This window comes from Qipengyuania aestuarii, assembly GCF_019711535.1.
GTDB lineage: Bacteria > Pseudomonadota > Alphaproteobacteria > Sphingomonadales > Sphingomonadaceae > Qipengyuania > Qipengyuania aestuarii.
Window position 1 is genome coordinate 785,985 of record NZ_JAIGNP010000003.1, and the last position, 22,334, is coordinate 808,318.

Annotated in this window: 17 protein-coding genes and 1 tRNA gene; 8 read left to right on the forward strand and 10 right to left on the reverse strand. The window is 63.7% G+C overall.

Annotated features, from left to right (window positions below; genetic code table 11):
• Window positions 1–36: 36 nt before the first annotated feature.
• Window positions 37–1,725, reverse strand: coding sequence for a peptide MFS transporter (locus K3175_RS13620; RefSeq protein ID WP_221543986.1), 1,689 nt, complete (start codon window positions 1,723–1,725; stop codon window positions 37–39).
• Window positions 1,726–1,940: 215 nt separating this feature from the next.
• Here K3175_RS13620 and K3175_RS13625 point away from each other — a divergent pair, with 215 nt between their 5' ends.
• The 7 genes from K3175_RS13625 to K3175_RS13655 all read left to right on the forward strand — a co-directional run bounded on the left by K3175_RS13625 (window position 1,941) and on the right by K3175_RS13655 (window position 8,268).
• Complete coding sequence (locus K3175_RS13625) at window positions 1,941–2,282, forward strand: GntR family transcriptional regulator (RefSeq protein WP_221543993.1); 342 nt, start codon at window positions 1,941–1,943, stop codon at window positions 2,280–2,282.
• Window positions 2,283–2,432: 150 nt separating this feature from the next.
• On the forward strand, window positions 2,433–2,717 hold the full coding sequence (locus K3175_RS13630; protein WP_221543995.1) for an integration host factor subunit beta: 285 nt from the start codon (window positions 2,433–2,435) through the stop codon (window positions 2,715–2,717).
• A 64-nt stretch (window positions 2,718–2,781) separates the two neighbouring features.
• Window positions 2,782–2,866: transfer RNA gene (locus K3175_RS13635), tRNA-Leu, on the forward strand.
• Between the two features lie 122 nt (window positions 2,867–2,988).
• Window positions 2,989–4,560 carry an NAD(P)/FAD-dependent oxidoreductase gene (locus K3175_RS13640; RefSeq protein WP_221543997.1) on the forward strand — a complete coding sequence of 524 codons (1,572 nt, stop codon included), beginning with the start codon at window positions 2,989–2,991 and terminating at the stop codon, window positions 4,558–4,560.
• A 1-nt stretch (window position 4,561) separates the two neighbouring features.
• Window positions 4,562–6,004, forward strand: a complete 1,443-nt coding sequence (locus K3175_RS13645) for a sulfatase-like hydrolase/transferase (protein WP_221543999.1) — start codon at window positions 4,562–4,564, stop codon at window positions 6,002–6,004.
• Window positions 5,997–6,431, forward strand: a complete 435-nt coding sequence (locus tag K3175_RS13650) for a GtrA family protein (protein WP_247710899.1) — start codon at window positions 5,997–5,999, stop codon at window positions 6,429–6,431. The genes K3175_RS13645 and K3175_RS13650 overlap by 8 nt, the downstream gene beginning before the upstream one ends.
• A gap of 1 nt (window position 6,432) precedes the next feature.
• Entirely contained in the window at window positions 6,433–8,268 is a 1,836-nt protein-coding gene (locus K3175_RS13655) for a hypothetical protein (protein ID WP_221544001.1), read from the forward strand.
• On the opposite strand, the gene msrB is transcribed toward K3175_RS13655, so the two are convergent.
• The 4 genes from msrB to K3175_RS13675 form a co-directional block, all read right to left on the reverse strand.
• Window positions 8,226–8,732, reverse strand: a complete 507-nt coding sequence (gene msrB / locus K3175_RS13660; protein WP_425594851.1) for a peptide-methionine (R)-S-oxide reductase MsrB — start codon at window positions 8,730–8,732, stop codon at window positions 8,226–8,228. The genes K3175_RS13655 and msrB overlap by 43 nt on opposite strands.
• Window positions 8,733–8,777: 45 nt before the next feature.
• Window positions 8,778–10,115, reverse strand: a complete 1,338-nt coding sequence (locus tag K3175_RS13665; RefSeq protein WP_221544002.1) for a cytochrome P450 — start codon at window positions 10,113–10,115, stop codon at window positions 8,778–8,780.
• A gap of 145 nt (window positions 10,116–10,260) precedes the next feature.
• On the reverse strand, window positions 10,261–11,472 hold the full coding sequence (locus K3175_RS13670; protein WP_221544004.1) for an ABC transporter permease: 1,212 nt from the start codon (window positions 11,470–11,472) through the stop codon (window positions 10,261–10,263).
• A complete protein-coding gene (locus K3175_RS13675) occupies window positions 11,469–12,446 on the reverse strand; it encodes an ABC transporter ATP-binding protein (RefSeq protein ID WP_221544164.1) in 978 nt (325 codons plus the stop codon). The genes K3175_RS13670 and K3175_RS13675 overlap by 4 nt, the downstream gene beginning before the upstream one ends.
• 69 nt (window positions 12,447–12,515) lie before the next feature.
• On the opposite strand from K3175_RS13675, the gene queG reads away from it, so the two are divergent.
• On the forward strand, window positions 12,516–13,577 hold the full coding sequence (queG, locus tag K3175_RS13680; RefSeq protein WP_221544006.1) for a tRNA epoxyqueuosine(34) reductase QueG: 1,062 nt from the start codon (window positions 12,516–12,518) through the stop codon (window positions 13,575–13,577).
• On the opposite strand, the gene K3175_RS13685 is transcribed toward queG, so the two are convergent.
• The 5 genes from K3175_RS13685 to K3175_RS13705 all read right to left on the reverse strand — a co-directional run bounded on the left by K3175_RS13685 (window position 13,561) and on the right by K3175_RS13705 (window position 22,283).
• Complete coding sequence (locus K3175_RS13685; protein WP_221544008.1) at window positions 13,561–14,787, reverse strand: NAD(P)/FAD-dependent oxidoreductase; 1,227 nt, start codon at window positions 14,785–14,787, stop codon at window positions 13,561–13,563. The genes queG and K3175_RS13685 overlap by 17 nt on opposite strands.
• Window positions 14,788–14,839: 52 nt before the next feature.
• The gene (locus K3175_RS13690; RefSeq protein ID WP_221544010.1) at window positions 14,840–19,552 is read right to left on the reverse strand and encodes an NAD-glutamate dehydrogenase; all 4,713 of its coding nucleotides are present in this window, start codon (window positions 19,550–19,552) and stop codon (window positions 14,840–14,842) included.
• Window positions 19,553–19,723: 171 nt separating this feature from the next.
• Window positions 19,724–20,698: an LLM class flavin-dependent oxidoreductase gene (locus K3175_RS13695; RefSeq protein WP_221544012.1), complete on the reverse strand. Its 975-nt coding sequence runs from the start codon at window positions 20,696–20,698 to the stop codon at window positions 19,724–19,726.
• Complete coding sequence (locus K3175_RS13700; RefSeq protein ID WP_221544014.1) at window positions 20,695–21,537, reverse strand: tetratricopeptide repeat protein; 843 nt, start codon at window positions 21,535–21,537, stop codon at window positions 20,695–20,697. Before K3175_RS13700 ends, K3175_RS13695 begins: the two co-directional genes overlap by 4 nt.
• Complete coding sequence (locus K3175_RS13705) at window positions 21,534–22,283, reverse strand: alpha/beta fold hydrolase (RefSeq protein WP_221544016.1); 750 nt, start codon at window positions 22,281–22,283, stop codon at window positions 21,534–21,536. The genes K3175_RS13700 and K3175_RS13705 overlap by 4 nt, the downstream gene beginning before the upstream one ends.
• Window positions 22,284–22,334 lie beyond the last annotated feature (51 nt).

Here is a 22,334-nt window from a genome sequence, read left to right on the forward strand (position 1 = left end):
TCTGGTCAATTGCCTTTGTCGATAAGAGTTGGCCGCTTAGCGGTTCTCTTCGTGCTTGCCGGGCATCTGCGGATTGGTCGCAGGGTGCATACCGGCTTCCTGCGCCTCGAGACCGGCACCTGCCTGGCCTTCGAGATCGTCACCGACCGTATCGTCGACGATGGTGTCGAGATGCATCAGCTTCTTGATCAGCGGGCTGATGACCATGACGAACACGCCGACGCCGACTGCGAACCAGCCCACCGTCGAATAGACGCCGAGGACGACCTGCTTGCCCGCTTCTTCGCCGACACCTTCGGCGCCGGTGGCCGAAGCGATCAGACCGGCAGCAAAGTTACCGGCGGCCGAAGCGAAGAACCACGTACCCATGATCAGCGAGGCCATATGGGCCGGGCTGAGGCGGTTCATGGCCGACAGGCCGACCGGCGAGAGGCAAAGCTCACCGGTGGTGTGCAGCAGGTAGATCAGGAAGATGAAGATGACCGGCGTCGGCACGTTCACGCCCACGCTTTCCGCACCCCAGACCAGCACCAGGAAGCCGAGGCCGACCTGGATGACGGCCATGCCGAACTTCAGCGGGGTGCTGGGTTCCTTGCCCTTGCGGGCGAGGCCTTGCCACACCATCGCGAAGAGCGGCGCGAGCAGCACGATGTAGATCGCGTTGATCGACTGGAACATGGAGGCGTTCACACCCTGCGTATCGACGTGACGGTCGGTGAACAGGTTGAGGCTGGAGCCGGCCTGTTCGAACAGCGCCCAGAAGACGATCGAGGTCAGGATGAGGAACATGGCGGCGAAGATGCGGTCACGCTCTTCACTCGGCAGCTTGGTGACTGCGGTGAACAGCACGTAGAGCACCAGGCCGCCGCCGAAGATGCCGAGCACCACGCCGACGAGTTCCTGGTACTGGATGGCGGCCCAGCACAGCGCGACCATGGCAAGGCCGGCACCGTAGATGCCCCATTCCTTGCCGCCCTTGATCCGTGCCGGATCCTTGGGTTCGCCCTTGCCGAGAAGCAGGGGCTTGCCGAGAACGAAGAAGACGAGGCCGAGCAGCATGCCGAAACCGGCGAGGCCGAAGCCGTACTGCCAGCCATAGGTCTGGCCGAGATAGCCGCAGATGATCGACGCGGTCGCCGCGCCGACGTTAATGCCCATGTAGAAGATGGTATAGGCCGGGTCGCGGCGGACGTCAGTGCGCGAATAGAGCTGGCCGACGATCACCGAGATATTGGCCTTGAGGAAGCCCGAGCCCACGATGATGAGAGCGAGCGCCAGCCAGAAGACGTTGATGATCGGATCGGCCTGGCCGCCATTGCCTTCGAAGGCCATGAAGAAGTGGCCGAAGGTGAGCAGGACTGCGCCGAAGACCACTGCCTTGCGCTGACCGATGAACTGGTCGGCCAGATAGCCGCCCACCACCGGGGTGATGTAGACCAGCGCGGTATAGGCACCGTAGATGACGGAGGCTTCGCTATCGGTGAAGAGCCAGTGCTGGACCAGATAGAAGATCAGCAGGGCGCGCATGCCGTAATAGGAGAAACGCTCCCACATTTCGGCCATGAACAGCAGGAACAGCCCCTTGGGGTGTCCGATGACTTCGGGTTGCGGGCGAGTGACGAGCACCACCCCTCCGATAAGAAAAGATGCCAGTGCGATTACGGCAACTCTGAATGCCCACATTTCGAACGCAGAGCCGAATGTGAAGAACATGCCTTCGACCATATGAATCGGTGTCCCTCTAAGTATTCCGATAGCCGCCCCTCCCTGGGCGCGGCCCTCCCTTGAAGCGGGGCACCCTAGCGGTTTGCGCGGCCATGTGAAGCATTAGTTACAGTCGCGACCAATCTGGAACGGCGCGGCAGGCAATGCCGCGGGAACCTTGCGCGCGGCGCTGTATTATGGCACTGATGCACTATTGTGTCGCCCGGGAATTAACCATGAAGAACCAGTCCAAGCCCGTCTATCTCAAGCTGCGCGATCTCATCGCGGCGGCTATTATCGACGGGCAGTATAAAGAGGGCGAGATGCTGCCTTCGGTCCGCGCGCTCGCGGCCGAGCAGGGGGCCAATCCGCTCACCGTCGCCAAGGCCTATCAGCAATTCCAGAACGACGGGCTGGTCGAGGTGCAGCGCGGCGTCGGCATGTATGTGGTCAAGGGTGCGGCGCAGATCCTGCGGGACCGCGACCGGGAGATTTTCCTGAAAGAGGAATGGCCCGAAATCCGCGCACGGATGGCCCGCCTCGGCCTCGCACCGGAGAAACTGCTCGCCGAAACGTGATCCTCCATCCACGAAATGCGACCTATTGTCTTGTGGAAACCACCTAATTCTGCCACTGGCAGGTGAAAGGGCTCGCAAAAATCGGTGCCCGTTACGGGTCGCATTTGTAACTGATGACGCTGCCATACCGGCGGTCTGGAAAGAGTGACCATGATTCGTTCAGAACTCCTCGCTGCTATCTCGAAGGACAATCCCGAACTGCGCGCCGAAGAGGTGGAGCAGGTGGTGGACATCTTTTTCGATGAAATCAGCCAGCGCCTGTCGGAAGGCGGCCGGGTGGAGTTGCGCGGTTTCGGTGCCTTTTCCACGCGCGAACGCGAAGCGCGGCAGGGCCGCAACCCGCGCACCGGGGATCTGGTGGACGTACCTGCCAAGCGGGTGCCCTATTTCAAGCCGGGCAAGGAAATCCGCGAGCGTCTCAATAACGAGCAATGATCCGCACCGGCACGATCCGGATTGCGACTTCCACCACTTGGCTCTAGGACGCCTCGCGCAATCAGCGGGTGTGGCGGAATGGTAGACGCCGGGGACTTAAAATCCCCTGAGCTTTGCTCGTGCGGGTTCGAGTCCCGCCACCCGTACCAGACCGTGATGGGTGCCGGGCGACTGCTCCAGCGCCAGCGCTGCGGGATTAAAGCGGCCGGTTAACCATAACCTAACCATTATTCTCCACTCCCCACCCAGTTGATCAGGCCTGGGGACACTCGTGGAAAAACCGAACCAATCCATCAAAGTCGATGTCGCCATTATCGGCGCAGGCCCCGCCGGGCTGACCGCCGGCTATCTGCTGACCCGCCAGGGCAAGTCGGTCGCCATCATCGAGCAGGACGAAACCTATGTCGGCGGCATCAGCCGCACGGTCGAACACGAAGGCTATCGCTTCGACATCGGTGGCCACCGGTTCTTCTCCAAATCGCAACAGGTGGTCGATTTGTGGAACGAGATCCTCGGCGAAGACGATTTTATCCAGCGCCCGCGCATGAGCCGCATCTATTACGAGGGCAAGTTCTACAGCTATCCGCTGCGCGCCTTCGAAGCCCTGTGGAACCTCGGCATCCTGCGGTCGACCATCTGCATGGCGAGCTATCTGCAGTACAAACTTTTCCCCAAGAAGGAGGTGAAGAGCTTCGAGGACTGGACCGTGAACCAGTTCGGCCACAAGCTCTATTCGATCTTCTTCAAGACCTACACCGAGAAGGTGTGGGGCATGCCCTGCGACGAAATGAGCGCCGACTGGGCGGCCCAGCGCATCAAGGGCCTCTCGCTCTGGGGCGCGGTGACCGACGGATTGAAGCGCAGCCTGGGTCTCAACAAGAAACCGAACGACGGGCAGGCGGTGAAGACGCTGCTCGAAACCTTCCGTTATCCGCGGCTGGGTCCGGGCATGATGTGGGAAGCCGCGCGCGACAAGATTCTCTCCACCGGCAAGGGCCAGATCGTCATGGGCCACGGGCTCAAGCAGCTGGCCAGCGACGGCAAGGGCGGCTGGCGCATGAGCGCAGCCGGGAAGGATGGCGAAATCGTCATCGAGGCGGCGCATGCCATCAGCAGCGCCCCCATGCGCGAGCTGTCCAAGCGCCTGCATCCGCTGCCGCAGTCGACCCTGCAGGCCAGTGAGCTGAAATATCGCGACTTCCTGACCGTCGCCCTGATGGTGGAAGGCGAAGACCTCTTCCCCGACAACTGGATCTACATCCACGACAGCAAGGTGAAGGTCGGCCGCGTGCAGAACTTCCGCAGCTGGTCGCCCGAAATGATCCCGGACGCGGACATGGCCTGCGTGGGCCTCGAATATTTCTGCTTCGAAGGCGACGGCCTGTGGTCGAAGAGCGACGATGATCTGGTCGCCCTCGCGACCGACGAGATGGAAATCCTCGGCCTGGTCGATCGCAAGAAGGTCAAGTCGGGCGCCGTCGTGCGTCAGGAAAAGGCCTATCCGGTCTATGACGAGGATTATGCCGCCAATGTCGATGCCATGCGCCGCGAACTGGAGGACAAGCACCCGACGCTGCACCTCGTCGGCCGCAACGGCATGCATCGCTACAACAATCAGGACCACGCCATGATGACCGCCATGCTGACGGTCGAGAACATCCTGGCAGGCGAGCGGGTCTACGACACGTGGTGCGTCAACGAGGATGCCGAATATCACGAGGCGGGAGACGAGGGGCATGCGGCCTCGCTGCCCAGCCGCCGCCTGACCGAAGATCAATCGGCAGCTCTCGCCTCGGTGCGTGAGGTTCCCGAGCGCGTTTCCGGCGCCCGCGACGCAGCCTGAGATGTCGGACGTCGCGCTTCCGGCTGGTCTGATCAGTCAGACCGCTTCTGCATCCAAGGTCCTGTCGATCAACAGTACCCAGTGGCGCAGGTTCGGCAATTGGGCGCTGATCTGGCTGGTTCTCGCGAACGTGGCTTTCGTGGGCATGTGGGCAGTCGGAGCGCCGCCACGCGTCATCGACATCCTCGCTATCGGTGCGGTCGGGCTTCTTGTCCGACCTCTGCCCGTATGGGTGCGCGGTTTGGCCTTTCTTGCAGCGATGACCTATTCCGTCCTCGCTTTTATTGCAGGGCTGTTCAACCTTGCCCTCTCGTCGCTCCTTCATTCTCTGCGTTTCCTGGCGGAGATCAGGCCGATAAATTCGACCGAATATATCGTCGGAGGCGTGCTGCTCTTCGGGATCACCCTTTTGGCTCTGTGGCTTCAGCGACGGAACCAGAACTTCACCGATATCCGGCTGGTCGCCCTCGCGATTGTCGCCACCGCCGCGCTGGCGGCGTGCGATGCATTGATGGCGCAAGGAATGCGCGGCCATTACCAGCGCGCCGCCGTGGAAGGCACGCCCTTCATGTCGGGCAGCGAGCTTTCCGGCCTGGTCCCGGCGGATGGCAAGCCGAAGCGCCATCTGATGCTGGTCATGGTGGAATCGCTGGGCGAGCCCGTCGGGAACGCGGACATGGAGCGCCTTCTCTTCGCGCGTTACAATGATCCGGCCGTCACCGACCGGTTCGTGATCAGCAAGGGCGACACCGTCTATTACAACTCCACAACCGCAGGCGAGATGCGTGAATTGTGCGGACGGTGGGGCGATTATTACGAGGTGCTCGACAGGGTCGACGCTGCCTGCCTGCCCGCCAGACTTGCCGCTGCGGGCTATGGGACGCGGGCGTATCACAGCTTTACCGGCGGGTTTTTCGAACGTTCCTCATGGTATCGGAACATCGGGTTCCAGCATGAGGAATTCGGGCCGCAATTGCTGACGCGCGGGGCGCGGGAATGCGGCGGAGTTTTCCCGGGCGCCTGCGACCGCGATGTCCCGGCCTTGCTGGCCCAAGACCTGAAAGCGGCGGAAAAGCCCCAGTTCGTCTATTGGCTGACGGTGAATTCGCATCTGCCGGTGCCGCCAGGGATGAATCTGGATGTCGACGATTGCAGCCGGATTTCCGCCAAGCTTGCCGCCGAATATCCCATGATCTGCCGCCAGTTCGCGCTGTGGGACCAGCTTGATCAGGCGCTGATCAGGGAATTAACCGCTCCGGACTTCCCCCCGACCGACATCTTGATCGTGGGCGATCACATGCCTCCTTATTTCGATCGTCACCATCGCAGCCAGTTCGCGCCCGACCGCGTTCCATGGATGCTGTTGAAGTGGAAGGAGCAGCCGGCAGCGGATACGGCCGTCGCCGCCGGGGCAGGGAAAGCAAAAGAAGGCTCAATTGGCTGAGCTGCGAAACTCCAGGGCTGTGGCCCTTGCCCGGCGCTGGGACCTGATCAGGCTAGTGACCTATGGGTTCGCCAGCGTGGCGGCGCTGGCGGTAGATGTCGGCGTGTTCCTGCTGCTGCTCATGGCGCCCGTTTCGGCAGCAGGGGCAACAGCGGTCGGCTATTGCGCAGGCATCGTCACCCACTGGCTGTTATCGAGCAGGGTTGTCTTTGCCGATAGCGTGGTGGCGGCCGGGCCGCTGCGGCGCCGTCAGAAAATGCTCTTCGGAATTTCCGCGCTGGTCGGCCTGCTGCTGACGACAGTGATCGTCGCGAGTGCGGACCGGGCCGGGATCGACCCGCGGATCGGCAAGGTCTTCGCCATTGCGGCGAGTTTCGCGCTCACATGGCTCTTGCGCAGCAAGATCGTTTTTCGCCCGCTTTCCTGACATGACCGACAAAAGACCAGCCGACAAAGGTGCTTTTCCGGCGCTACCGCTCCTGCTCGCATGGGCGGTGATCTGCGCGATCCTGCTCGCGACGGGCGCGCAGGCGATGCTGACGCGCAGCTTTTTCGATCCCGACGATGCCATGCGGCTGGTGCAGGTCCGCGACCTGATCGGCGGGCAGGGCTGGTTCGATCTCACCCAGTACCGACTTGATCCCCCAACGGGCACGCCGATGCACTGGTCGCGGCTGGTGGATCTGCCGATCATGCTGGTGATTGCGGGCCTCACGCCGCTGATGGGGCAGGCAGCGGCCGAAACCGCTGCATTCGTGATCGTCCCTTTCGCCACCCTTGGCATTGCGCTGGCAGCCATCGGGCGGCTGGCCTGGAGCCTGCTCGGCACGCGCCCCGCCATTTTTGCCGTGGCAGTCTGCGGCCTCATCACGCCGCTGCTCTTCCAGTTCCTGCCAATGCGCATCGACCACCATGGCTGGCAGGTGGTGAGCGTGGCGATCGCCCTGTTCGCTATCGGCTGGCCGAAGGGCAAATGGGCCGCCCGCCTGGCGGGTGCCGCGATGGCATTCGGCCTGTCGGTCTCGCTGGAAATACTGCCGATGGCGGCAGCTTTTGCCGGCGTGCTTTTCCTGCGCTGGGCGCGGGGGCCCGAGCAGCGTTACTGGCTGATCGGCTATATGCAGGCCTACGCCGCTACGCTGGTGATCCTCTATATCGCCACGCGCGGTCTTGCGACGACGCCCTATTGCGATGCGGTCTCGCCAGCGCACCTCGCCTTCTTCGCCGTGGCCACGGTGGGCACCATGCTGATCGGACAAGCGCACCGGCAGGGATGGATTGCCCTTGTGGCCCTGTTCGCAGTGGTGGGCGCCGCCGCGGCTGCCAGCTACGCGATCATCTCGCCCGATTGTCTCGCGACACCTTTTGCCCGCCTCGATCCCATGGTCGACCGCTACTGGTACCGGCTGATCCTGGAGGGGCAGCCGCTGTGGAAACAGGCTGCGTCGCTTGCCGTCCCGGCGATCATCCAGCTGGCGGCCGCGCTCGGGGCGACTGTCGCGCTGTGGCGCGGTGCGAAAGGCCCGGAGAGAGGCTGGTGGTTCGATCACCTGCTGATCCTGCTGGCGGCAATCGCCCTGTCGGTGATGGTCACCCGCTCGCTCGCCTTTGCGGCGATTATCGCGGCGATCCCGCTGGGCTGGCTGGTTTCGCGCCTGCTCGACACCATCCGCGAGGAGGGAGCGACAGGCAAACGGATCGGAGCGCTGGCGATGCTTGTCCTGCTACTCGCGCCGTCGAGCCTGTTCAGCGCCGCAGAGCAGCTCGCGCCGGCCGCTGCGGACGAACGGAGCAAGGCTGCCGCGATCAATGCGGAAGACAAGTGCGACATTTATGGTTCGGCGGACCGGATCGCAGGCCTGCCGCGCGGTACGATCTTCGCGCCGATGGATATCGGGCCGGCCTTGCTACTCAACACCGGCCACGGTGTTGTGGCGACCAGCCATCACCGCGCGGCAGATGCCATGGGCGATGTGATCCGCGGCTTTCTGGCTGGTCCACCTCAGGCGCGCACTTATGTGACCAAACACGGGGCCAATTATGTCGTGTTATGCGCGGGCGTTGCCGAAAGTCGGCTCTATGCCCGCGCGGCCCCCGACGGTCTGGCGGCCCGCCTGCTCGGCGGCGAGGTGCCCGCATGGCTTGCACCGGTGGACCACGATGGTCCGGCGGAACTACGCGTCTACCGCGTCCTTCCTCAGGTTGGGCCTCAGACCGGGCGTCAGGCCGGGACGAAGTCCATCGCCACGCCATTGATGCAGTGACGCTTGCCGGTGGGTTTCGGCCCGTCGTTGAAGATATGGCCCAGGTGCCCGCCGCAATCGGCGCAATGCACTTCGGTGCGCGGATAGCCGATCTTGTAATCGGTGGCGGTGCCCACGGCTCCCTTGTCGATCGGGGCCCAGAAGCTGGGCCAGCCGGTGCCCGATTCGAACTTGGTCTTCGACGAATACAGCCGGTTGCCGCAGCCGGCGCAGACATAGGTACCTCTGCGCTTTTCCTTGTTGAGCGGCGAGGAATAGGGCCGTTCGGTCGATTCCTTGCGCAATACGCTGAATTCCGCGCTGGTCAGCTTCTTGCGCCACTGCGCCTCGCTCATCGAAACGGGATAGCTTTTCGCCTCTGCCCGGCCCGATCCACAGGCACTGAGGGCAACGAAACTGGCGGTGGCACCGATCCAGCCGAGTAGGCCGCGGCGCGTCTGGGTGTGTTCAGGCTTCATGGTCATATTAGCCTTATATCATAGAGTGGCTGAACCGGGGCTTTCCGGGGCTCAGAACTCCGACAGCTCTACCTCGAGCTTGCGAAACCCGTGCACGAAATTGGCGCGTACGCGCTCGATCTCGCCCTTCACATGCACCCGCAGCCGCCGCTTGTGCATTTCTTCCAGCAGCACCCGCAGCTGCAATTCCGCCAGCCGCGCACCGACGCAGCGATGGATGCCATAGCCGAATGCGATGTGCCGGCGCGCATTCTCCCGCTCGATATCGAGCTTGTCGGGATTATCGAATACCTGCTCGTCGCGATTGGCGGACAGATACCACAGCACGACCTTGTCGCCCTGTTTGATCTGCTGCCCGAAGACCTCGGTATCTTCGGTGCAGGTCCGCCGCATGTGCGCCAGCGGCGTCTGCATGCGCAGGATTTCCTGTACCGCATTGGGGATGAGGTCGGGCTGCCGTTCGAACAATTCGCGCTGGTCCGGATTCTTGTCGAGCTGGTAGATAATCCCGCTCATCGAATTGCGGGTCGTGTCGTTGCCGCCTACGATCAGCAGCACCAGATTGCCCATGAATTCTTCGGGCCGCATCTGACTCATCGCCTCCGAATGGATCATCATCGAGATGAGATCGTCGCCCGGCTCTTTATCCTGCGCGCGTTCCATCCACAGCGACTGGAAATAGGCCGCCATTTCGTGGAGGAAGCCCCAGCGCATTTCGTCCAAGCCGCGGACGGTGGCGAGTTCGGTATCGCCTGCCCAGTCGGACCACAGCGTCAGTAGGCGGCGATCCTCCCACGGGAAGCCGAACAGGATCGCCAGCATGCCCGTGGTCAGTTCGATCGAGACCTTGTCGACCCAGTCGAACACCTCGCCGCGGGGCAGCGAATCGAGCAGTTCGCCGGTGCGGGCGCGGATATCCCCTTCCATTTCGGCCATGCCGCTGGGGGTGAACTTGGGCGCCACGGTACGGCGCTGGCCGGTATGTTCGGGCCGGTCCATGGCGATGAACATGGGCAGTTCGCGCCGCTCGCCGCCGCTCTGGGCGATTTCCTCCTCGCTCAGGCGGTTGAGAATGGTGATGCCGCCATATTCCCAGCTCGACGAAAACAGGTCGGGCAGTGCCTCGATATGCTGGATCGCCTTGTGCTGGACGACCGCCCAATAGGGGCCGAACGGGCTTTCGGGGATGTAGTGAAGCGGACCTGCCTCGCGCATTTCGCGGAAGATCGGCTGCCAGGTGTTGTCAGCGTAAATATCGCTGCGGGACACATCCCATTTGTGCGGATGGTGCAGCCGCTGCTCGGGGTGCTCGTCGAAATGCTGCTTCAGCGCGGCATAGGCCGTAGGCGATGTGCGGCATTCGGGGCGGCTGGCGGCGGCGGTGGCCATGGCTCTCTCCTCGTGGCGACAGCGAGGCGCTGCCGCTATCCTCTCTCGCCCGGCATCCTGCCCTAACTTACACAGCTGTCAATAGTGCGTTGCAAAAGCGAACCCATGTCTTGCGTGCAAGCGGGTGGGAGAGAGGCGGCGCGCGCTATCGCCGCACGAGGCCGCGGCGCTTTGCCCGTTTGCCACCTGCCTTGCCCGATTTCATGACCTTGCGGCGGAAGAGTGTCGCCCCGGTTTTCACGAAGATCGCCACCCACAGGATCTGCCATGCCAGCGCCAGCACATGGGTCCACAGCACGGGAGACTGCGCCGCGCGGGCGACCATCGCATAGGGCGAGGATACCGGGAACAGCACGGCGAAGATCTCCGGACCCGAGCCGGGATCGCTCATCGAATAGGTGGCGAGGAAAAACACCGCCAGCTGGAGAATGGTGGCCGGCATCGACAGCGTCTGCACGTCGCGCACGGTAGGCGCCATCGATCCGATAGTCAGGAAGACCGAGCCGATGAGAAGATACGCCATCGCGAAATAGATAACGAACAGCGCGGTGAAGAGCGGCCAGCCCACGGCCGGTTCGGGCAGCGGCCCGAAGGCCGATTTGCCCAGCGCGAAGATCACTGCGCCGATGCTGCCCCACACGGCGATGCCCACGAAACTGACCGCCAGCATGGCGAACAGTTTGCCGTAGAAAACGGCGTCCATCGGAATGGCGGCGGCCAGGATCTCGATGATCTTGTTCGCCTTTTCCTCCACCAAATTGGACAGGACCATCCCTGCCAGCAGCATGGTCAGAAGGAACAGCAGCGTGATCGCGCCGGTGGCCGTGGCAGTCTGCGAACTGCGGGTATTGGCGACGCTGGAGCGTGTCGGCTTCAGCGCCACTTCGGGCATGGCTGCCGCGCCGCCGCTGCCTGCCTGAGCGCTGAGCAATGCGACTTCGCCGCGCCAGCTTTCGATCCGTTCGGGCGTGCCCGTGAGTTCGGGCCGCTCCAGCGTGCCGGTGAGCACGGCGCCGAAATTGCGCGAGCCATCGCCCAGCAGCGCCGCAGGCGCGTTACCACCCGTTGCGGGCACGCGCTCGATCCCGGGCAGGCTGATCGAATCCTTCAATCGCTCATGCGCGGCGACGAAAGCGGAGCTTCCGGCATCGTCCAGCATGACCGCCAGTTTGGGCGGCGCGGCGCTTTCCACTGCCTTGGCGCCCAGCGCACCGGCGGCAAAGCTGATCGCGGCGAAGAAGACCGGGCCAAGCAGGAAGAACAGGAAAGCCTTGGAGAACAGAATCGCGCCGAAATCGCGGCGCGCGATGACAAGGGCGGCACGCCACAGCGGCAGGCGGCTGGCATCGGCGCTCATGCGGGTTCTCCTGCTGCGGGGTCTTGCATGGCGCGGGCGGCGGCCTCGCCCGCGATTTCCACGAAGGCATCGTGCAGGCCGGCGCGCTCGATCGAAAGCGACAATATGCCCGCCTCGCCGTCGATCAGCCGCCGCAAGAGCGCCTCGATCCCTCCGTCAGGCATGGGGAAATACCAGAAATGTCCGCCGCCCTGCTTGGCATCGTGGCGGGCGTCGGCAGGCAGGGCCGTCCGCCAGTCGCCATCAGCCCGGTGCGTTTCCAGCCGGACCTGCGCGGGAATGCGGTCGCGCGCGGCGTCCACCGACCCGGCATAGGGCACGCGCCCGCCGGCGATGATCGCCACATCGTTGCACAGCCGTTCGGCATGGTGGATCACATGGGTCGAGAAGATTACCGTCGTGCCGCTGTCGGCAAGTTCGCGGATCATCACCTCCAGCTTGCCCTGGTTGATTGCGTCGAGCCCGCTGAAAGGTTCGTCGAACACCACCAGCCGGGGGCGATGCACCAGCGTGCCCAGTAGCTGGACGGTCTGCGCCATGCCCTTCGACAATTGCCGGATCTGCCGGTCGATCGCATGGGACAGGCCGTGCCCTTCCATCAGCTCGCGTCCGCGCCTGCGCCCTTCGTCCAGCGACAGGCCGCGCAAGGCGCCCATGAAAGCGATCGCTTCATCGCATTTCATCGCGGGGTAAAGTCCGCGTTCCTCAGGCAGATAGCCGATCCATTTCGCGATCTCGTGCGGCCGGTCATGGCCGAAGACACGGCGCACGCCCTCATCGGGGTCGATGATGCCCAGAAGCATGCGCAGCGTGGTCGTCTTGCCCGCGCCATTCGGGCCGAGGATGCCGTAGATCGCGCCTTCGGGGACGGATATATCGACCCCGTCGACCGCCAGCGTATCGTCGAAACGCTTGACCAGCCCGCGCGCTTCTATCGCAAGGGCACTGTTGTATTGATCGTCGTTTCGCGACATCGCGTCCATCGAACTCCCCAATGTGGAGTGTGACCTACCCTCGCCGGGTGAACGGGAGCAACAGCAAGTTTGGTTAAGACCGCGTCACTGGAAGAATTGCAGCATGCGCTGAGGCAGGAGGCGCGCGCGCTGGGTTTTGCCGCCTGCGGTTTCACCTCGGCGGTGGAGGATCCGCTGCGCACGGCACGGTTCGAGGAATGGCTGGCCGAGGGCCGCCACGGTTCGATGGAATGGATGGAAAGCCGCAAGGTCCAGCGCGCCTCGCCGCAGGGGCTGTGGCCCGAGGCGAAAAGCGTCATCGCGCTGGGCATGAGCTATGCCCCCGATGTCGATCCGCTCGCGCTGGCGGGTGATGAGGAGAAGGCCCGCATATCCGTCTATGCCCAGGGGCGCGATTATCACGATGTGGTGAAGAAGGCGCTGAAGGCGCTCGCCCGCTGGCTGATCGCGCGAGAACCGGACAGCGAACTGAAGGTCTTCGTCGATACTGCGCCGGTGATGGAGAAACCGCTGGGGCAGGCCGCGGGGTTGGGCTGGCAGGGCAAGCATACCAATCTGGTGAGCCGCGCGCATGGCAGCTGGCTGTTTCTCGGGGCGATCTATTCGACCATCGAATTCGCGCCCGATCCGCCGCATCGCGACCTGTGCGGAAGCTGCCGCGACTGCGAGGACGCCTGCCCCACCAATGCCTTTCCGCAGCCCTATCATCTCGACGCGCGGCGCTGCATTTCCTATCTCACGATCGAGCACAAGGGCCCCATCCCGGAGGAGTTCCGCGCCAGCCTCGGCAACCGCATCTATGGCTGCGACGATTGCCTTGCCGTGTGCCCTTGGAACAAGTTCGCCGACACCGCGCATCGCCATATCAAGCTGGCCCCGCGAGAGGAGCTTGCCGCGCCGCAGCTCGCGCGCTTCCTCGAGTTCGACGATGCCGGGTTCCGGCAGTTCTTTTCAGGCTCGCCGATCAAGCGAGTCGGGCGCGACCGGTTCGTGCGCAACTGCCTGTATGCGGCCGGTAACAGCGGCAATGCAGCGCTGAAACCGCAGGTGGCGAGGCTGAAAGCCGATCCCGATCCCGCAGTCGCCGATGCAGCCGCATGGGCCGCTGGGCGGCTCAGCCCATCTCCTTGAGCGCGATTTCGGTATCCGCCAGCAGGTCCGGATCGATCTCTGCACCATTGGCGACCAGTTTGCGCCCCTGCGCGTAATCCCGGGTATTGTTCACGCAATCGAGCGCGATCACCCGGCCTTCCCTGAGATAGATCAGGCTGAACTTGCGATCCGACGGCGTGCCGCGCAGGACGGCCTGATCATAGCCGTTCGAAATGCCCACCGTCTGCAGGCGCAGGTCATACTGGTTCGACCAGAACCACGGCACGGCATCATAGCTTTCCCGTTCGCCCATGATGCTTTTTGCAGCGACGCTGGCCATGTCGTTGGCGTTCTGGACCGACTCGAGGCGGATCACCGCATTGTCGGCATAGGGATTGGGATGTGCGGCGCAGTCGCCGATGGCGTAGATATCGTCGAGCGAGGTGCGGCCGTATGTGTCGACATCGACCCCGTTGCTGCCTGCCGCGCCCGCCGCGATCAGCGGTCCGACCGATGGCACGATGCCGATCCCGACGATCACGATCTCGCATGCGATCGTCTCCCCTGTCGAAAGGGTGACGCCGGTGACCTTCTCGCCGTCTCCTTCGATCCGGTCGACTCCGGTCTCGAGGCGGACTTCCACGCCCTGTGCGCGGTGTTCGGCCAGATAGAAGTCGGAAATTTCCGGTCCGGCAACGCGGGCCAGCAGGCGGTCCTGCATTTCCACCACCATGACCTCGCAGCCCAGCTTGCGCAGAACCGCAGCGCCTTCCAGCCCGATATAGCCGCCGCCCACCACAACGGCGCGTCTGGCACCCGCGGCGAGTTCGCTCTTGAGCGTATCGGTATCGCGCCGGTTGCGGATGGTATGGATGCCCGCGAGGTCCGCGCCCGGACAATCGAGCCGCCGCGCATCGCCGCCGCCGGCCCAGATCAGCTTGCGGTAGGACAGGCTGCTGTCGTCCGACAGGGTCAGCACATGCCGCATCCAGTCGACCTCGTTGACATTGCAGCCAAGGCGCAGGGTCACGTTCCGGTCGGCCCAGAATTGCTCGGGCCGGATCAGGATTTTCTCGAAGGGCTTTTCGCCGGCGAGATATTCCTTCGACAGCGGCGGGCGTTCGTACGGCGGGTTGCGGTCGCGGCTGATCATGAGGATGGGCTCCTCGTGACCAGCCTGCCGCAGCGCTATAGCAGCCTGCGCGCCGCTATGGCCCGACCCCACGATGACGACATCATAGTGCTCCATGCGCGGGAGGGCTGGCCTCAATTGCCGGTCGGGTCAAGCCTTGCGGGCCGTTTCACCGAGCCAGCAGGTTGCGTGCCATGCTTGCCACCTGGGCCAGCATCGCCGGGGCGACAGGGGTCTGCGCCTGCGCCCGGTCCACCATGGTGCGGAACTGGCGGATCGCGGTTTCATGGTCTTCCGCCCAAGTCTCGACGACGCCCGGCATATCGGTCTTGGCATCCTTTCTGCGCGCAAGGCGGCGCAGGAGTTCGAGCCGCATCTGCTGGAAGTCCCGGGCAAGGCCCGATGTCAGCAGCCGTTCCCAGACATCCGAAGGGTTCATCTTCGCCGCCGTGCTCTGTGCCCAGTCGATCCCGAGCATCGCCCCGAGATCGGAGAAGCCCTGCGTGACCATCTTAGGGCCGATGTCCGTATCGGCGGCGAGCTTCGCCAGGCCGACCGACCCGTCGAGGTCGAAGGTATTGGTCACCTTGACGGCAAGGTCGTCAGGGGCGCCGGCGGTGGTGAAGACTTCACGCAATTTCAGCGACTGGGTCTTCAGTTCGGCACCAAGCAATTGCTCGGAAGATTCGACGAGGACCTTCACCCCTTCGCCAAGTTCGGCGACCATGGCTGCCGGCTGGACGCGCCCGCCAGCCGTGCGCAGCACATCGGACATGAGATTGCCGGTGGCTGCGGCCAGACGGTCGAACAGGACCAGACGCCCGCTTTCCTCCATCTCGGCAAGATCGATTTCCGCCCAGAGAGTGCTGAGGTCGAACAGATGCGCGACGGCGACGAAGGCTGCCGCCACTTCGGACAGTTCGACGCCTTCTTCTTCGGCGAGCTCGAACGGATGTACCATGCCCATCCGGTTGACGATCGCATTGGCGAGCTTGGTTGCGATAATTTCGCGGCGCAGCCGGTGATTTTCGATCTGGGTCCGGAACTTCTTGCGCATCGGTTCCGGGAAGCTGCGCATCAGCAGGCCTTCCAGGATCGGATCGTCGGGCAGGTCGCTCGCCTCGATCGCGTCCTGCAGCACCAGCTTGGTGGAGGATAGCAGCACGGCCAGTTCGGGCCGGGTCAGGCCGATACCGTCGGTAGCGCGGCGCTGCAGCGTCTGGTTATCGGCCAGCCCTTCGGTCCGGCGATCGAGATTCCCGCTGGCTTCCAGCGTCTCGATCAGGTGCAGCTGCGACGCCATGGCCCGTTCGCCGCCGATTTCGGCGATGGAAATGGCAAGCGCCTGCAGGCGGTTGTCTTCCAGCACCAGCGCGGAGACCTCGTCGGTCATCTCTTCGAGCAATTCAACCCGCTTGGGCTCAGTCAGCTTCCCCGCGCGCTTGGCCGCCGCGAGGGAGATCTTGATGTTGACCTCGTTATCCGAGCAATCGACCCCGGCGGAGTTATCGATGAAGTCGGTGTTGCAGCGGCCGCCATTCTGCGAATATTCGATGCGCCCGGCCTGCGTGACGCCAAGATTGGCGCCTTCGCCGATAACCTTCGCGCGCACTTCCTTGCCGTCGACCCGCAAAGGATCGTTGGCCGGATCGCCGACCTGCACGTTATTCTCGGCGCTCGACTTGATGTAGGTGCCGATACCTCCGAACCAGATCAAATCGACCGGAGCCTTCAGAATGCCGGAAATCAGCACATCGGGTTCGATTTCCGCGACATCGAGGTCGAGGACCTTCTGCATCGACTTCGACAGCTTGATGGTTTTCGCATCGCGCGAATAGATACCGCCGCCGCGCGAGATGAGATCCGCATCGTAATCCTCCCAGCTCGACCGCGGGAGGTCGAACATCCGCGACCGCTCTTTCCAGCTTGCCGCAGGATCGGGATCGGGATCGAGGAAGATGTGCCGGTGATCGAACGCCGCGACGAGCTTGATTGCCTTGGACAGCAGCATGCCGTTGCCGAATACGTCGCCCGACATGTCGCCGCAGCCCACGACCTGGATCGGGTCGGTCTGGACGTCGATACCCTTCTCGAGGAAGTGGCGCTGGACACTGACCCACGCGCCCTTGGCGGTAATGCCCATGGCCTTGTGGTCATAGCCCTTCGAGCCGCCCGATGCGAAGGCATCGTCGAGCCAGAAATCCTTAGATTCCGCGATCGCATTGGCCACGTCGGAAAAGCGTGCGGTGCCCTTGTCGGCGGCGACCACGAAATAGGGGTCCTCGCCATCGGTGATGACTACACCGTCGGGATGCACCACCTTGTCGTCGACGATGTTGTCGGTGATCGACAGCAGCGTACGGATGAAGACTTCGTAGCTGGCCTGGCCTTCTGCCGCCCAGCCATCGCGGTCAATCGCTGGATCGGGCAATTGCTTGGGATAGAAGCCGCCTTTCGCCCCGGTCGGGACGATCACGGCGTTCTTCACCCGCTGAGCTTTCATCAGGCCAAGAATCTCGGTGCGGAAATCGTCGCGCCGGTCCGACCAGCGCAGGCCGCCGCGGGCGACAGGGCCGGCCCGCAAATGGATGCCTTCGACCCTGCGCGAATAGACGAAGATTTCGCGCCAGGGAATCGGCTTGGGCAGGTTGGGCACCAGCGAACTGTCGATCTTGAACGCCAGCGCCTCGTTCGCCGCCGGGGCGAAGGAATTGGTGCGCAGGATCGCGTCGATCAATGCGTTGTAGAGTCGCAGCAGGCGGTCGTCATTGATCGCCTTGACCTTGGACAGGCCGCGCTTGATCACATTGCGCGCATCGTCGACCGCGCCTTCCCGGTCGCCCTTGAAGGCGGGATCATGGCGGGCGGTGAACAAATCGATCAGCGCGCGGGTGATGTCGGCATTCTTGGCCAGCGCATCGACCACCGTGTAGATGGTGAAGCCCATGCCCGTCTGGCGCAGGTACCGATAAAAGGCGCGCAGCCAGTCCGCATGGGCGGCATCCAGCCCGGCTTCGGTGACCAGGCGGTTGAAGACATCGTTTTCGGCATGGCCATTGAGGACGGCAGCTATTGCCTCTTCGATCGTCTCCGAACGCTCGAACAACTCGCCCGCATCCACGCCCGGCGCCAGTTCGAGCGCGAAATCGTGGATGGTGCCCAGCTTTCCTTCATTCAGAACAGTGGGCATTTCGGCCTGTACGTGGAAACCGAAGTTTTCCAGCACGGGCACGGCGTCCGATAGCGGCAGGCTGCCTTCGGACTGGTACAGCTTGAGGTGCAGGTTAGACGGGCCATCCCGCTCTGAAAGATACAGCCGGGCGCCGCGCTGCGGCGCGTTGTTGGCGTCTTCTTCCGCGTCGTCTGCGTGGATGCCCAGACCGCGCAAGCGCGCAATGTCTTCTGCGGCCTCGCGCGGGCCGAAGCGCGCGCGGAAGGCGGTGGGGAAATGTTCGGCGAACCGGATCGCCAGCGCAGCTGCGCGTCCGCTTTCGACCATCGTGCCAAGTTCGTTCTCGACCGCTTCGCTCCAGCCGCGCAGGAGGGTCTGCAACTGCTGTTCAAGCAGCGCTTCGTCGGGCGATTTGGCGCCATCACGAATGTCGAGCACGAAGCGCAGCATGGCGAGATTGCCACCTTCGACTTCAAGGCTCCAGTCGAGCAGACGTGCCGCAGCGTTGTCTTCCAGCAGCGACTTGATCTGCAACCGGACCTGCGTCGCCAGCATGTCGCGCGGCAACCACACGAATGCGAACAGGTGACGGGCCAGGGGCGCTTCGACCAGCGAGAGGCGCGGACGCGGACGATCGACCAGCGCCATCATGGTGGTGGCGACGCGTTCGCAATCCTCTTCGCTGAAACCGATCAGGAGATCGTGCGGCAGCGTGGTCATCGCATGGACCAGCGCCTTGCCCGCATGGCCGCCCTCGTCGAAATTCAGGCGGTCGCGGATGCGGTCGACCCGTTCGCGCAGGATGGGGACAGCGCGTGGCGGGGCGGCCAGGGCAGCACTGGTCCAGACGCCGGCATGGACCGACAGGGCAGTGACCTTCTTGCCTTCCCGGCGCGGCACGATGAACAGGTCGAGCGGCACATGGCGGTGCACGCGTGAAATGTGGTTGGCCTTGATGATCAGCGGCGTGCGCTGATTGCCGCCCTTTTCGAACCAGGCGAACGCGCGTTCGAAGCTGCTGTCCACAAGCAATTCGGGCTCGCCTGCGCGGCAGATGCCCAGCGGGTCCTGCTGGCTCCCGTCGCGCAGCCGCACGACGTGGCCGAGCTGCGTCAGCATGCCCGACTCAAGCCATTCCAGAAGCGCGCTGCCCTCATCGTCGTCGATGGAGGCGGCATCGGCTTTCATCTGTTCCTGAAGCTTGGCCCAATCCTGTACCGCGGCGCGCACATCGGCCAGCGTCGTCTGCAGCTCTTCTTCGAGAGCGCGCCGCTGCTTGGCATCGACACGCGCGGTCTCGAGATAAATCATCGATTCCCAATAGGCGTCGTCAGGCTCGCCCTCATGGATCTGGCTGAGCGTGCCATCCTTGGCCCGGGCCACCGGGACGACCGGATGGACGAGACGGTCGATCGCGATGCCCAGCGCCGAGATCGCGTTGGCGGTCGAATCCACCAGAAACGGCATGTCGTCATTGACGATGGCAATGCGCGTATAGCGATGCCCTTCGGTTACCGACTCGATCCGCATCGCAACCTCGCCGAACTTGCGTTGCTGCGCCGTCGCAGCGACATATTCGGCTGCGTCCTTCATTCCCTCCGGGCTGAACGGCGTATCGCCGGGCAGCATGGAATCGCGCATGTGCTGGACAAGTGCGTCAATCTGGTTGGCAGGAACGGTAGCGGGCTTCGAATCGGTTTTGGAACCCATGGGGCCTCTCAAATATGACGCGAAAACTTGCCGCGCCTTGAAACATCCGAGTCTTCACCCGGTATCGATCAGACGCCGCGATTAGGCCCGTTGCCCAGCAAGGGCAAGGCACTGAACATGCATTTTCGCAAACCTATGCATGAACCACGGACGTAGCGTCAGCGCGGACAATCAGGCCAGCGCATCCAGCGCCAGCTTCAGGCTGTCGATGCGCGCTTGCGGGTCGAAGGTCGGGCCTGCAAAGATGATCTCATCGGCCTGGGTGCGTTCGGCGAACCGGTTGACGGCCTCTGCACATTGCTGAGGCGTCCCGATCGCGCTCGCCTGTCCGATATGGTCGAGCATCGCGGCCGCTGGGGGCGGCAGATGCGCGCGATAGCCTTCCACCGGCGGCTTGAGCTTCGAAGGACGTCCGGTGCGCAATGCGACGAAAGCCTGCATCTGCGAAGTTCCCAGCGTGTGCGCTTCATCCTCGGTTGCGGCGCAGAACAGGTTCATCGCGGCCATCACATGCGGCTTCTCGCAGGTTTCGCTCGGCTGGAAATCCCGGCGGTAGATGGCCAGCGCGCTGTCGAGATGGTCGGGCGCGAAGTGGCTGGCAAAGGCATAGGGCATGCCCAGACGTGCGGCGAGCTGCGCCCCGAACAGGCTCGATCCCAGCATCCAGAATTCGGGCCTTGCGCCAAGACCAGGCGTGGGATGGACCGCAGTATCGCCGGCCATTAAATCCTGCAATTCGACGACGTCCTGCGGGAAGGTTTCCGCCGCCCGGTGAAGGTCTTTGCGCAGCGCCCGCTGCAATTCCGGTCCGGCCCCCGGGGCGCGGCCCAGGCCGAGGTCGATACGGCCCGGGAAGAGTGCGTCGAGCGTCCCGAATTGCTCGGCGATCTGAAACGGCGTGTGATTGGGCAGCATGATCCCGCCCGAACCGATGCGGATACTGTCGGTCGCATTGCCGATATGAGCCAGCACTACCGAAGTCGCGCCGCCCGCAACACCTTCCATCGCGTGATGTTCCGCCACCCAATACCGTTTGCAGCCCGTCTCCTCGGCCCCTTGCGCCAAAGCGACGGCGGCCTCGAAGCTTTCGGTAAGGGTGCTGCCTTCGCGGACAGGGACGAGATCGAGGACGGAATATGCGGTCATTCTGGAGATGGTTTCCTTAGCTGGTCGAGATAGCCTTGCGCCCGCTGAGCCTCGGGGCTGTCCGGCGCGACTTCGAGGACCGAAGAAAAGCTCGCGATTGCATCGGCTTCGCGCCCCGACATGGCGGCGATTACTCCGGCTTCAAGTCCGACCTGAGGGTTGCGCGGATCCAGCAGCGCGGCGCGCTCGATCTGCGACTGGGCCTCGCCTAAACGCTGTAGCCGGCGCGAAAGGGTCGCTGAAAGCAGCCAGGCTTCGGCATTTCGTTCGTCGGCTTCGCGCGCCTCGGCGAGAGCGGCGGCGGCATCTTCCTGGCGGTCTGCGCGCACGAGAATGCGGGCAAGATCTACGCGAAGGCTGGCTGCCAAAGGTCCTTCTTCTGCGGCCAGCGCCATGCCTCCTGCGCGGTCGAGCAGCGGGAGGGCAGCTTCGATCTCTCCTTCGGCAACGGCTGCGTTACCCGCCATTGCGGCAAGCCGCGCCGAATAGGCCAGATTGTCTGCGGGGGCTTCCGCGCTGGCCAGTTCGAAGGCCTGCCGCGCCTCGTTCATGCGGCCAAGCTTGACCATGGCGAGGCCGAGGCAATGGGCGCTCTGCGCAAGGCCGAGATCGCTGTCTGCCGTCTCCCGCCAGCGCTGGGCCGTGTCGAGCGCGCGCTGCGGATCGCTGTTCGTCTGCTGCAGGCACTTGGTAAGCGCGCTTGCCTCGCTGTTCGTTTCAGCCCTCTCTCTCGGCGGCCGGTCCCGCAATTCTTCAGGCACGCCGGGCATCCCGCCCGCAGCGGGATTGAGCCCGACCTGCATAAGCATCAGGGCGAGGGGGGTAAGGAGATTGGTCACGTGGTTTCCAGCTGCTGCAAAAGGCCTTCGACTGTTCGCAGCAGCAGGGCGATATCCTGCGGCCGCGAAAGCCGGTGGTCGCCATCCTTGATCAGGGTAAGTTGAACAGCATCCGAACGCAGCGCCTCGGCCAACCGCTGGCTGATCTGCCAGGGCACATCGGCATCGCGCTGGCCATGCAGCAGGCGTGTGGGCGCCGCGATCTCAATCGTTTCGTCCAGAAGGCGCAGCGCCTGGCCATCGGCGAAGAAGCGCGGATATGTCGGCGTTGGCTCGGGGCCATAGGGATTTTCTTCCCGCACCACCGCGCCCGATGCCAGCTGTTCTTTCTGTTCGGCGGAATAACCCCAGTCGGTGAAGTCCGGCGCGGCAGCGATGCCGATCATGCCGGCCAGCCGTTCGCCGAGCTTAAGTGCGGCCAGCAGCATGAGCCAGCCGCCCATCGAAGACCCGACCAGTACCACCTGGCCAGCGATGTTGGCGTCGATCAGGGCCAGCACCTCGTCCCGCCATGTCGACAGGGTTCCATCGGCAAAATCGCCGTCGCTGCGCCCGCAGCCCGAATAGTCGAGCAGGAGGCAAGCCCGGCCGTGCCCACGCGCCCAGTCGAACAGGGCGGTAGCCTTGCTGCCGTCCATGTCGGACATGTAGCCCGGCAGGAAGACCAGCGCGGGGCCCTCGCCCTCGCTAAGCCGGAAGGCGATCCGGCGTCCATCTGCCATGGAGTGGAATTGTACGTCGCTCATCGACAGGACATGTCGTGGCGAAGGGTTGGGGATGCAACCCTGCAGGGGAAA

Bases quoted from the DNA above. Each gene is read 5' to 3' on its own strand.
- K3175_RS13665 (WP_221544002.1), bottom strand. From the start codon at position 10,115: ATGGCCACCGCCGCCGCCAGCCGCCCCGAATGCCGCACATCGCCTACG.
- K3175_RS13675 (WP_221544164.1), bottom strand. From the start codon at position 12,446: ATGTCGCGAAACGACGATCAATACAACAGTGCCCTTGCGATAGAAGCG.
- K3175_RS13670 (WP_221544004.1), bottom strand. From the start codon at position 11,472: ATGAGCGCCGATGCCAGCCGCCTGCCGCTGTGGCGTGCCGCCCTTGTC.
- K3175_RS13620 (WP_221543986.1), bottom strand. From the start codon at position 1,725: ATGGTCGAAGGCATGTTCTTCACATTCGGCTCTGCGTTCGAAATGTGG.
- K3175_RS13705 (WP_221544016.1), bottom strand. From the start codon at position 22,283: ATGAGCGACGTACAATTCCACTCCATGGCAGATGGACGCCGGATCGCC.
- K3175_RS13690 (WP_221544010.1), bottom strand. From the start codon at position 19,552: ATGGGTTCCAAAACCGATTCGAAGCCCGCTACCGTTCCTGCCAACCAG.
- msrB (WP_425594851.1), bottom strand. From the start codon at position 8,732: ATGACCATGAAGCCTGAACACACCCAGACGCGCCGCGGCCTACTCGGC.
- K3175_RS13645 (WP_221543999.1), top strand. From the start codon at position 4,562: ATGTCGGACGTCGCGCTTCCGGCTGGTCTGATCAGTCAGACCGCTTCT.
- K3175_RS13655 (WP_221544001.1), top strand. From the start codon at position 6,433: ATGACCGACAAAAGACCAGCCGACAAAGGTGCTTTTCCGGCGCTACCG.
- K3175_RS13630 (WP_221543995.1), top strand. From the start codon at position 2,433: ATGATTCGTTCAGAACTCCTCGCTGCTATCTCGAAGGACAATCCCGAA.
- K3175_RS13695 (WP_221544012.1), bottom strand. From the start codon at position 20,698: ATGACCGCATATTCCGTCCTCGATCTCGTCCCTGTCCGCGAAGGCAGC.
- K3175_RS13685 (WP_221544008.1), bottom strand. From the start codon at position 14,787: ATGGAGCACTATGATGTCGTCATCGTGGGGTCGGGCCATAGCGGCGCG.
- K3175_RS13625 (WP_221543993.1), top strand. From the start codon at position 1,941: ATGAAGAACCAGTCCAAGCCCGTCTATCTCAAGCTGCGCGATCTCATC.